Source organism: Pedobacter steynii (genome assembly GCF_900103665.1).
Classification (GTDB): domain Bacteria; phylum Bacteroidota; class Bacteroidia; order Sphingobacteriales; family Sphingobacteriaceae; genus Pedobacter; species Pedobacter steynii.
In genome coordinates this window covers 1-12,105 of sequence record NZ_FNGY01000024.1, presented here as the reverse complement: position 1 = coordinate 12,105, position 12,105 = coordinate 1, and the positions used below count along the sequence as shown (strand labels likewise).

Below are 12,105 nucleotides of genomic sequence, written 5' to 3'. Positions count from 1 at the left end.
ATATCGTTCCTTCTGCAGCAACATCAAACAATTACCAGATCAGTTTTGTAAACGGAACGTTAACCATCAGACCAGGTGCACCAACAAATATCCTGGTAGCCGGAACGACAGTTTATGAAAACAGTCCGGCGGGAACTCCGGCAGGAACTCTCAGCAGTACTTCTGATGATCCGGCAGCAACCTTTACCTATGCCCTTGTTTCAGGAACAGGTGATACCGACAATGCTTCATTCAGCATTTCAGGAAACAACCTGTTAACCGCAGCAAGCCTGAACTTCGAAAACAAGGCCAGCTACAGCATCAGGCTGAAGAGTACCACCCAATATGGTTTCAGTCTGGAAAAAAGCTTTAACATCAGCATCAGCGATGTCAATGAAATCCCAACCCTGGATCCAATCAACAGCCAGACCATCTGTTATACCACGGCTGCTCAGAATGTAGCTTTAACAGGAATCTCTGCCGGTCCGGAAACGGCCCAAACCACCACCATTACCGCAACAAGCAGTAACAATAACCTGTTCCAAAACATCACTGCGACTAAAACCGGCAGCAGCGGAAACATCAGCTACCGTGTAAGAAGCGGCGCTTCAGGAACAGCAACCATTACCGTAACGGTAAAAGATAATGGCGGAACAGACAACGGAGGTGTGGATACTTACAGCAGAACTTTTGTCATCACGGTGAATCCGTTACCTGTCATCGCCATTGCAGCAAACATAGGAACCAATACCACAGCTACAGGCACAGAAGTGAGTAAGGGAGAAAAACTGCAGCTCACCGCAACAGGTGGCGTATCTTATGTATGGGCTACTCATAGCAGCATCATCAGCGGACAAAACACGGCCACACTAACGGTAAGACCAAGGGAAACCACCACCTACACGGTAACGGCAACAAATGGCAGCGGATGTACAGATACCAAAACCTTTACCGTAACGGTAGTGGAGGACTACGCGAAAGTGAAAGCCACCAATATTTTATCCCCTAACGGAGACGGATACAATGACAAATGGGTCATTGACAACATCGATTTCTATCCGAACAATGAGGTGAAAATATTTGACAAGGCGGGCAGACCAATCTACAGCAAAAAAGGATATGACAACAGCTGGGATGGTACCCTGAACGGAACCGCACTGTCTGAAGGCACCTACTATTTTGTGCTGGACTTCGGTACAGCCAGTCCGAAATTCAAAGGCTTTATCACCGTAATCAGAGAGAATTAAGATGAATCTGTTATTCAAATAAAACATCATTAAGATGAAAACAAAATATAAATTCTTAGCATTAGTACTTATGGGTTTCACCATAAGTACTAAAAGCCAGGCACAGTTAAACCCGCTGGCAGCACAATATTACAGCAACCAGTACCTCATTAACCCGGCCTTGGCCGGTGCCACAAACGGGCTGAAACTCAATGCCGCCTACCGTAAACTATGGAGCAATGTTCCCGGTTCCCCCCTTACCCAAAGCCTTACCGGTGATTACGGTTTCAATAAGGTTGGAATAGGATTAAACGTTTATCACGAAAGTGCAGGTCTGCAAAGACAAATCAGGGTGGTGGGAAGTTATGCTTACCACCTTAAACTCAATGAAAAAAATGATCAGCTGCATTTCGGAATCTCCTTAGGTTTCATGAACCAGCGCCTGGAGACCAGTGATATCTATGGCAATCCCAACGATCCGATGGTAGGTCAGTACAATGACAGAAAGACCTATCTGGATGGCGATTTCGGAATCGCCTATACTTCCGACAAGCTAAGCGTGCAGGCATCCATCCCAAACCTGAAAAGCGTGCTTAAAAAGGATGTGATCAAACTGGCTGATGTGACTACATTCTACGCCGCAGCCAGCTATAAGCTGAAAATCAGCGAAGGGCTAAACGGACTGGACCTGGAACCTAAAGTCGCTTACAGGGGTGTTAAAGGTTTTGACAACATCTGGGATGCGGGTGCGCAACTGGAAATTGCCAACAAACAGGTATTCATTATGGGTCTATACCACAGCACCGAAAGTGCCACCTTCGGACTGGGAATGGATTTCAGAAAGAAATACCTGGTTAGCGGAATGTATACCACACAAACATCTGCTTTGAGCGGATACACCAATGGCAGTTTTGAACTCAACCTAAGATTAAGTTTAGGCAAATAAAACATACTATCTTTTTTATACCTTAGGGTCATAAAAACATGCTCCCAACACATATAAAATTTACTTTCCAATATGACCGCAAGCAGCTTCAGCAAGAGCTGGATTACTGCTTGCAGCGTGAATGGCCCTTACATTTCAATTCGCAGGATTTCAATGGAGACTGGAGAAGTATCTCTCTCCGCTCCATCAGCGGGCTCACAAATGACATCTATGCCCATGCCGGCCAGGGTGCCTATCAGGATACCCCTTTATTGGCAGAAACTCCTTACATCAAGGAAATTATTGATTCCTGGAAATGCGAAAAAGAAGCGATTCGCTTGCTTGCGCTGGCACCGGGAAGCGTCATTAAACCGCACCGGGATCCTGGTTGTGCCTATAAAGACGGCGTTTTAAGAATCCATATCCCGGTGGTCACCAATCCCGGGGTAAAGTTTACCGTAAACAACCACGAGCTCCGGTTAAATGAAGGAGAATGCTGGTACATGGATTTCAGCAGTACGCATAGCATCGTAAACGAAGGACTCAGCACCAGGGTCCACCTGATTATAGACGGGATCAGAAATGACTGGACAGATCAGTTGTTCGAAAAACATGGTTACGAAATCAGTAAGGAGCCGAAGGCAAATGAATTTGATGAAGAGACCAGAAACAAAATTATCGCCGAACTGGAACGTCAGGATACCGATGCCGCAAGAAGCATCATTGCAAATCTAAAAGGAATCACTTCTTAAATTAGTATGATGGAACACCCACTAAAAAACTGGCTGCCCTACCAACTGTCTTACGAAGAAAAAGATGGATGGAACCTATCCTGGATGGACCTGGAAGACATCCGCATCACTGCCCCTTTCTTTGACCAGACCATCAGCGCCTGCAGCATACAAAGAAAAGAAAAACGAAGAATTCAAAGTAACAGTTCGGTCGATTTCCTAACCAGTATAGCGCAAGAAATTCCTCATCTGAAACCTGATGCTTTCATTTTTCACGTATCACGTTGCGGTTCCACCCTGATCACACAAGCCTTTTCTGAAGAGGAACAAAACATTGTCATCTCAGAAGCACCGCTATTAGACGAAATATTAAGGGCTGAAGAAAAGGCCCCTAACATAAGTTTAACCCAAAAAGAACTTTGGTTTAAAGCCACAATAAATCTGATGGGGCAATTCAGAAATGATAAGGAATCAGCCTTTATCATCAAGCTCGACAGCTGGCACCTCCATTTTTACGAACAACTGAGAACCTGGTTCCCTGATACACCTTTCTTCTTTTTATCCAGAACACCGGATGAAGTATTGGCTTCACATAAAAAACTGGCAGGTCTGCACAGCATTCCGGGAATGATCAACAAGAAATTATTACAGATCGATCCTATCAAGGAATATGGGGGCGACTTTAGCCGCTATACGGCTGATGTCCTGCAAGGATACTATCAGCAACTGCTGAAAATACAAAGGCAACAACACCAAAAAAACACCTTTGCAGACTATGCCGATGGAGCAGCAGAAATGATCAGCAGTTTCGCTTCATTCACCGGGATTGAAATCAGAAATCCGGAAGGCGTCAAAGCTAGGCTAAATTACCATAGTAAAGCCGGGTCAGAGCCTTTCAAAAAAGAACCACCCACAAGTCCGGAAGATCAATATCAACAAGCTAGCCGGGCTTATGAAAACTTCAGACAAGTACATTTCAACAAAGACATAGCATAACAAAATGACAGATTGCAATTTCACCACGCTTTTTTATGAAACGCATCAGCTAAGAAGGATAGGAAAGAATGAACCTACGCCTGATGACTTTGACCGTATAGAAACGATATGGCTCAATTTTTACGGACTAGGTAAGTTTGAAACCTATTTCTTTCTATATGCCGACTGTAAAGATTTTCAGCATTTTAAGAATTGGGTAATTCAGCTCAAGGGACAGGACTTCGTGATCGAAGCAGACCAAAAATTTAAACAGTGGCAGGACAATCCAAATAGGGAGAATGAAAATCCGGGAACTTTTCCGAAAGTACTCAGTCCTGAACAAATACAGTTCTGGGAAGAAAATGGTTACCTAAGGATTAGTAAAGCAGTCGACGATCAACGCTGTGACGAAGTTGCACTACAGATCCGCCGACACCTGAATATAGACCTGAACCACCCTGCAACCTGGTATATGGAACACCCGGACTGGCAAGGCATCATGGTTCAGCTATACCAGAATGAAGCTATGGAAACCGTCAGAAAACAGGAAAACATCAGGCAAATATTTGCAGACCTTTACCAAACGGATCAATTGGTAGCCAACATAGAAAAACTGGGATATAACCCTCCTGAATGTGAGGTCTGGGGATTCCAACATGGAAAATTACACTGGGATATTGATCTGGACAAACCCGTTGAATTTGAAGTACAGGGAATCCTGTATCTAAATGATGTACCTGAAAACGGAGGCCCGCTCCAGCTTGTTCCAGGGTTTCATCAACGCTTTGAGGAATGGATAAAACAATTTTCTTCATTAGAGCGGGCACATACTTCTATGCGGTTAACTGAGGTTCCTCAGCGAATCGCAGGAGAAAAAGGAGACCTGATCCTCTGGAGAAATACGATTCCACATGCCGCAACGAGTAACAATTCAACGCTGCCAAGGTTTGTTCAATACCTGAGTTTCTCTAAATTGTAAAGGAAATTATCCGTCATTGTGTCTCTTTCATACCGAAACACAATGACGGAATATCAGCATTTAAGCGCAAGCTATTGCCATACGTTTAAGCACTGCATAGGTATACTTCGGACTTAGGTGATTCTGAGCACCAGAGATATTAAAACGGTGGTGAAAGCCGGTAACCAGATTGGCATGGTTAAAGTCAAACCTCATTTCCCCAACAGTCCGGCCTTCAGACGCAGATTGACTCAGGTACACATTCGATTTTTTCGCATTCCTCAATGCCTTCGCATCTATCATCAGTTTTTGCTGTTGACTTCCGATAATCAGATCGATGTATTCAGAAGCAGCAGCAAGCTTTTCATCGTCATATTTTTTATGTTCGTCATCAAGCTGAGACAAGCAAATCACAAAGTCACAATTCAATTCCTCTTTCAGTTTTTTTGCGATATCATTAACGCAGTTGAATGGATTTGAAACCTCCACCCCGGGAATTTTTACCATAGCACCCAATCCTGTAATGCCTATTTTCAGGTTTCCGGATTTCAATATGATATACTTTTTAATGCGGGAAGACAGCTCAGCATCGCTGAAATCATAATTACAATTCAATAAGGGAAAACTGATTGAAGGAAGCAATGCAGCAAGATGCTCCTGCCCCATACTCAATTCCTGCGCGCCAATGTTCACCGCATGGTATCCCAGTCGGTTCATCATGGCAACGATTCGAAGCTGATCTTCGGATGTCCCTCCCCTTTTCAGGAAATTTCCAGAATCCAGAACCAAACCAGAAATGGCAATACTTCTGAACAATCTGTTCACCCTGATTAATTCACTAAAATGTTCGGTACCTGAATTGTTACTACCTGATAATCCCCCGGTATGTGAGATTTTAAGAAACCCTTCAGAAAGCTTTTTAGGACTTTTACCGGAACCAGCAAATGTATTTAGCGGTTTACCGAGCAGGGCAGCCCCCGCAAGAATTGAAGAATTCTTTAAAAATGATCTTCGTTTTGATATCATAGAGCGTTATTTTTAGGAACAAAAATTAGAAAAAAAACTCAAAGAACGTAATAAATATAAATTTATTACCAACACTAGCATTTTTATACTATTTTTATCCCCGGTTAACGTTGGGGGATGTTAACTACTGTCATCCGAGGCATTTAAATTACATCGGCTGACGACAAAATAATCTTTCTACGCTCTCAAATCATGAAAATTATTATTTTCACTAGTAGTTCGTTATTTGTTAAAACGGTGTCTGGATTAACCAGTCATTGTGAAATCGCTGGAATTGTAATTCCGGAAGATTTCAATTACGATTTAACAGGAACGATTCACTACGCCGAAACAAACAAAATTCCCTTATTAAGGGTCAACAAAACCGATTTGCAAAACCTGGGTAACCTGGCATCCTGGATGTCCGGGCTCCATGCAAACGCCGCTTTGGTCATGACCTTTCCTTTTAAAATCCCAGAACACATCTTAACCATTCCTGAAAAAGGAATCTTTAATGTTCATTTCAGTAAACTCCCTGCTTACAAAGGATCCGCGCCATTATTCTGGCAATTGAAAAACGGAGAGCCTCAAAGCTGTTTAACGGTACATCAGATGACTGCCCAACTGGACGAAGGCCCGGTGGTTTTTAGTCAGGATATGCCATTAATGGCCGGAGAAAATTACGGAATAGCAAAAGCAAGGTTAACTCATCTACTGACTCAAAATCTGGGGAAAATCACACAGGCAATCGCCGCCAATCAACAACATCAAAGTACAGAAACAGCTAAAGAGAGCTTTTTTACAAGCCCGGAGCTCGACGACCTGACCATAAAATGGAATCAGCAAACCGCTCAGGAAATAGAAAACCTGGTCAATGCCGCAAACCCATTATACAATGGGGCCATTACTTCAATGAACGGACAACAGTTCAGAATCCTTGAAGTTTCTTTAGTGACCGGGGAATTTACCCCTGGTGCCACCCTGCCGGGAACGGTTTTTCACGTTGATCCACATCATGGCCCTATGGTTCTGACCACAGATCAAAAACTACTGTTAATCAATATTATTGAAACCCCTGAAGGTGTCTTCAGTGGAAAGAAAATATGTGCAATGGGCTTAAAAGCTGGTGATCACTTCCTGAATTTAAATTAAATATATAATACCAATACCAACAATAGTGTTCCTCCCGGGGAACGAACCGAAATCTAAATTTTAACGCGCTCTTAAAATGAAAAATCCATTCATGAGATCCATCAGAACGCTGCTCATCTTTTGTCTTTTCTGCTGCTGCGGATTCAAAAGTATGGGACAGCTCGCAACAGGCGACATTGCCATTATTGGCTACAATGGAAACTCCAACCCTGCTGAACTCGCCATCGTTACGCTGGCAGCTATTCCCTCTGGGCAAACCATCCAGATTACCGACAGAGGCTGGCATCCAACCACCGGATTCGATGTTGCCAATGTCGCTGCCGAAGGTTTAATCACCTGGACAACAACATCATTAATCCCGGCAGGAACAGTCATCAAAGTCTCCATTACACCGGGTGTAACGCCAACCGTAACTGGTCCGGATGCCTATGGAACCGTCAGTGCTACCGGATGGGGAACCCTGGTTACTGCCGGTGGCGGAGACAACTGGTTCATCTATACCGGCAATATCAGCGCTCCGGTTTTTGTCTATGCTTTTGCCAACTGGTCTACAAATACTCCCGGAGGAGTGAGTTCACCAACTCCATGGCAGACAACTGGCACTGTAAATGCAACAACATCTTATTTGCCATCTATATTAGCGGCCGGAAATTTTTCCGCAGCCTTTACAGGAAGTACACTTCATGGAGATTTCATCATCTATACCGGGACCGTTCAAGGAACCAAAGATCAAATACTTGCAGATTTGTCCGGAACAACCAACTGGACCCATAGCGAAACAACTCCGGTTGTTTTAACACCTGGTGGCACTGGTTTCCCAGGCACAAATCCAATTTTCCAATTGCCTCCTTCAGTGACACAAGTCACCTCGTCAATCCTGAATGGAACCTATAAAATCGGAGATGTTATCCCTGTTGATGTTACTTTTTCAAGCGTCGTAACCGTAACCGGAACACCTACATTGAGCTTAAATACTGGTGCCACGGTTAATTACAGCAGTGGAAGCGGCACAAATACCCTTACTTTTAATTATACTGTGGCCAGCGGACAAAGTTCTGCTGACCTCGACTATTCGGCTACTACCGCACTAAGCCTCAATGGAGGAACCATTCAGGATGCTTCGAGCAACAATGCTGTTCTTACGCTTGCTGCTCCCGGGGCAGCTACCTCCCTTGGTAACAACAAAGCGATTGTCATAGACGGAATTGCTCCGACTGTAGCTTCTGTAAACTCAAGCACTGCCAATGGTGCTTATAAAGCAGGAGCAGTGATTAACGTGACCGTGAATTTCTCTGAAGCCGTTACTGTAACCGGAACGCCTCAGCTTGCTTTAAATTCCGGCGCCACTGTCAATTACACCAGCGGAACAGGAACATCTAGCCTAACCTTTAACTATACCGTACAGCCAACAGATGCCAGTGCAGATCTGGATTATATCAGCACAACTGCACTCAGCTTAAATGGCGGGACACTTAAAGACGCAGCAGGAAACAATGCCACCTTAACCCTGGCCGCTCCCGGAGCTGCAAACTCTTTAGCTGCCAACAAAAATATTGTCATCGACAACACTGCTCCGGTAGTAAGCTCGCTCAATTCCAGCCTTGCTAACGGAACCTATAAAATCAATGACCTCATTCCCGTAACAGTCAATTTCTCTGAAGCAGTAACCGTAACAGGAACACCAACACTGAGCCTGAACTCAGGAGGAACAGCCAGCTATGCCAGTGGCTCAGGAGGTACAGCTTTGGTATTTAACTACACTGTAGCCCTTAACCAAAGTATCGCTGACCTGGATCAGGCCAGCACCACCGCACTTACCCTTGCAGGTGGAACCATTAAAGACGCCGCAGGAAACGATGCCACCTTAACCCTGGCCGCTCCCGGAGCTGCAGGTTCTTTAGCTGCCAACAAAGATATCGTCATCAATACCACCGTACCAAGCGTACTGAGCATCACCAGAACGGGTAATGCCATCATCAATGGTTCTGCAGCACAGTTTTTAGTAACTTTCTCTGAAAATGTGACCGGTGTCAATACCGCTGATTTCAGCATTACTTCTACCGGAATCACCGCTCCTGCAGTTACTTTCGTCTCCGGAAGTAATAATACCAGAACGGTTAGTGTAAATACAGGAACAGGATCGGGAACCCTAAGACTGGACCTTAAAAGTTCAGGAACAGGAATCATCAACACGATTGGTAACGATATTCAGGCAGGATATACTGCCGGAGAGGTGTATACCATAGACAAAGTCATTCCAACCTTAACTACCGTAACCATTGCTTCCAATAATGCCAATACTGCGAAAGCAAAGGCAGGAGATGTGGTTACCCTGAGCTTCACCGCCTCTGAAACCATCGGTACACCAGTGGTGAGCATTATTGGAAATGCCGCTACAGTGACCAATACCGCTGCAAACAACTGGACAGCTACCTATACCACACAAGCGGGAGATGCCGATGGCGTAATCCCTTTTAACATCGCCTTTGCCGATATTGCCGGAAATGTTGGAACTGCAGTAACTGCAACCACCAATGCCAGCAGTGTGACCTACGACAAGACGGTACCAACCTTAACTACGGTAGCTATTGTCTCCAATAATGCTTCGAATCAAACGGCTAAAACAGGAAATATCATTTCCTTAACCTTTACCGCTTCAGAAGCAGTAACACTTCCTGTAGTAACCATCGCAGGAAACAACGTGATCCCTGTTTCTGCAGGTGGAAACAGCTTCACCGCTGCCTATCTCTTAACGGGAACAGAAACAGAAGGAATCATTGCTTTCAACATTGCCTTTACAGACCCGACCGGAAATGCCGGAACAGCAGTAACTGCAACGACCAACAGCAGCAGCGTCACCTACGACAAAACTATTCCGACACTGAGTACAGTAACTATTGCTTCGAACAACCTGACCACAAGCTTAGCAAAAGCAGGGGATCTCATCACCCTGAATTTTACGGCCTCAGAAGCCATTGCTACCCCAACGGTAACCATGGGCGGAACTACGGTAACCCCGACCAATAGCGGAGGGAACAACTGGACAGCAACACAAATCGTATCAGGACTCACTCCTGAAGGAGTTCTTGCCTTTAACATTGCTTTTTCAGATTTACCTGGAAATGCAGGAACCCCGGTAACTGCAACGACCAACAGCAGCAGTGTAACTGTCGACAGAACTGCTCCTGCTGCGCCTACAGGCCTGGCAGCTACTTCAGGAAATACAGAAAACACCATCACCTGGAATGCCAGTCCAGTTCCGGATCTTGACAAATACATCCTGTATGCAGGAACAACAATTAACCCAACGACAGCTATTCAGACCATTCCGGCAGGTACTTTAACCTATACCCATACCGGATTAACCAATGGTATCGGCTACTTCTACCGCATCTCGGCAGTAGATTTAACTGGTAATGAAGGCGCTAAATCAGGTAATATTGTTTCCGTTCCTAAAGGAACTCAAACCATTACCTTTAATCCGCTTGCGGCCTCGGTTTATGGTGCGAGCCCAATTGCACTGACGGCAACCAGCACTTCAGCATTAGCGGTAACTTATACCTCCAGCAATACTGCTGTAGCCACTGTATCCGGAAGTACCATAACCGTCCTTACAGCAGGAACAACAACCATCACCGCTTCACAGGCTGGAAACTCCGCCTTCCTTGCAGCCACTCCTGTAACTCAGGACCTGGTCGTAAATAAAAAGGATATTACAGTTGCAGCGGTTGTCAAAACCAAAATCTATGGCGCAGCTGATCCGGCATTTACTTATACGTTCAGCCCGGCACTCATCGGAACAGACACCTTTACAGGAACACTGGACCGCGCCACTGGCGAGAACATTGGCAATTATGCCATCGGACAGGGAACATTAGCGTTAAACGCCAATTACACCCTTGCCTTTACTTCCGCAGACCTGAGCATTACGGCCAAACCGGTAACTGTGACTGCGGCGGCTAAAACTAAAATCTTTGCTGCTGCTGATCCGGCTTTCACTTATACGTTTAGCCCTGCACTGATCGGTACCGATACCTTTACCGGAAATCTGGACCGCGCAACAGGTGAAGATGTGGGTACTTATGCGATTGGACAGGGTAACCTGAGCCTGGGTACAAATTATCAGATGACTTATGTACCGGCTAACCTGACCATTACCTCCCAGGCCATTACTGTAACTGCTGCCGCTAAAACCAAAGTTTATGGCGAAGCTGATCCGGCACTGACTTATACCTTCAGCCCGGCACTAAACGGAACAGATACCTTTACAGGAAGTCTTGACAGAGCCCCAGGTGAAAACATCGGCAACTATGCCATCACCCAGGGTACCCTTGCTTTAAGCAACAATTACGCCCTGAACTATACTGCTGCTGATTTAAGCATCACTAAAAAAACAGTTGCAGTAACAGCGACTGCAAACAACAAAGAATACGGAACTGCAGATCCTGTACTTGCTTATACTTTCAGTCCGGCACTGATCGGTACAGATGCCTTTACCGGTAACATATCCCGTGTCACAGGTGAAAACATCGGAAATTATACCATCGGACAGGGAACACTCGCTTTAAATGGCAACTATACCCTGAACTATACTACCGCTGATTTCAGTATCACCAAGAAAACAGTCAACGTAACGGCAACGGCCAAAACCAAAGTATATGGTACTGCAGATCCTGCACTGACTTATACTTTCAGTCCGGCACTAATCGGTACAGATGTATTTACAGGAAACGTAAGCAGAGCTCCCGGTGAGAACATCGGTAACTATGCCATCGGACAGGGAACACTGGCTTTAAATGCAAATTATACCCTTGCCTTTACTTCAGCTGACCTCAACATTACCACCAAACCATTAACCATTACCGCGGTCGCTAAGACCAAAATATATGGCGTAGCCGATCCTGCACTGACTTATACCTTCAGCCCGGCGCTGATCGGTACGGATGCCTTTACAGGAAACCTAACCAGAACTGCAGGTGAGAATATCGGGAATTATGCCATTGCACAGGGAACAGTAACCGCGGGTCCGAATTACCTGATCACTTACAACCCGGCTAACCTGACCATCACCTCCAAAGCGCTTACCCTAACTGCAACCGCAAAAAGCAAAACTTATGGCGATGCTGATCCGGCACTGACTTATACTTTCAGTCC

Annotated in this window: 8 protein-coding genes; 7 read left to right on the top strand and 1 reads right to left on the bottom strand. The window is 45.2% G+C overall.

Annotated features, from left to right (window positions below; all coding sequences use genetic code 11):
• From BLQ87_RS32930 to BLQ87_RS32910, 5 genes are all read left to right on the top strand, one after another.
• On the top strand, positions 1–1,226 hold a 1,226-nt coding region (locus tag BLQ87_RS32930; protein WP_176833006.1), incomplete at its 5' end, for a T9SS type B sorting domain-containing protein.
• A 34-nt stretch (positions 1,227–1,260) separates the two neighbouring features.
• Positions 1,261–2,151, top strand: coding sequence for a PorP/SprF family type IX secretion system membrane protein (locus tag BLQ87_RS32925; protein WP_074613146.1), 891 nt, complete (start codon positions 1,261–1,263; stop codon positions 2,149–2,151).
• Between the two features lie 38 nt (positions 2,152–2,189).
• Complete coding sequence (locus BLQ87_RS32920; RefSeq protein ID WP_074613145.1) at positions 2,190–2,882, top strand: aspartyl/asparaginyl beta-hydroxylase domain-containing protein; 693 nt, start codon at positions 2,190–2,192, stop codon at positions 2,880–2,882.
• A 6-nt stretch (positions 2,883–2,888) separates the two neighbouring features.
• Positions 2,889–3,857: a hypothetical protein gene (locus BLQ87_RS32915; RefSeq protein WP_074613144.1), complete on the top strand. Its 969-nt coding sequence runs from the start codon at positions 2,889–2,891 to the stop codon at positions 3,855–3,857.
• 4 nt (positions 3,858–3,861) lie between these two features.
• On the top strand, positions 3,862–4,815 hold the full coding sequence (locus BLQ87_RS32910; protein WP_074613143.1) for a phytanoyl-CoA dioxygenase family protein: 954 nt from the start codon (positions 3,862–3,864) through the stop codon (positions 4,813–4,815).
• A gap of 60 nt (positions 4,816–4,875) precedes the next feature.
• Here BLQ87_RS32910 and BLQ87_RS32905 read toward each other — a convergent pair whose 3' ends face one another.
• Positions 4,876–5,820, bottom strand: coding sequence for a bifunctional UDP-sugar hydrolase/5'-nucleotidase (locus BLQ87_RS32905; protein ID WP_074613142.1), 945 nt, complete (start codon positions 5,818–5,820; stop codon positions 4,876–4,878).
• A 192-nt stretch (positions 5,821–6,012) separates the two neighbouring features.
• Between BLQ87_RS32905 and BLQ87_RS32900 the strand changes: the two genes are divergently transcribed.
• Together BLQ87_RS32900 and BLQ87_RS32895 are read left to right on the top strand one after the other, a co-directional pair.
• A complete protein-coding gene (locus BLQ87_RS32900; protein ID WP_083362187.1) occupies positions 6,013–6,951 on the top strand; it encodes a methionyl-tRNA formyltransferase in 939 nt (312 codons plus the stop codon).
• Positions 6,952–7,042: 91 nt separating this feature from the next.
• On the top strand, positions 7,043–12,105 hold a 5,063-nt coding region (locus BLQ87_RS32895), incomplete at its 3' end, for a beta strand repeat-containing protein (RefSeq protein ID WP_218129471.1).

Coding starts and splice junctions, on each gene's coding strand:
- BLQ87_RS32910 (WP_074613143.1), top strand. CDS start 3,862: ATGACAGATTGCAATTTCACCACGCTTTTTTATGAAACGCATCAGCTA.
- BLQ87_RS32900 (WP_083362187.1), top strand. CDS start 6,013: ATGAAAATTATTATTTTCACTAGTAGTTCGTTATTTGTTAAAACGGTG.
- BLQ87_RS32920 (WP_074613145.1), top strand. CDS start 2,190: ATGCTCCCAACACATATAAAATTTACTTTCCAATATGACCGCAAGCAG.
- BLQ87_RS32925 (WP_074613146.1), top strand. CDS start 1,261: ATGAAAACAAAATATAAATTCTTAGCATTAGTACTTATGGGTTTCACC.
- BLQ87_RS32905 (WP_074613142.1), bottom strand. CDS start 5,820: ATGATATCAAAACGAAGATCATTTTTAAAGAATTCTTCAATTCTTGCG.
- BLQ87_RS32915 (WP_074613144.1), top strand. CDS start 2,889: ATGATGGAACACCCACTAAAAAACTGGCTGCCCTACCAACTGTCTTAC.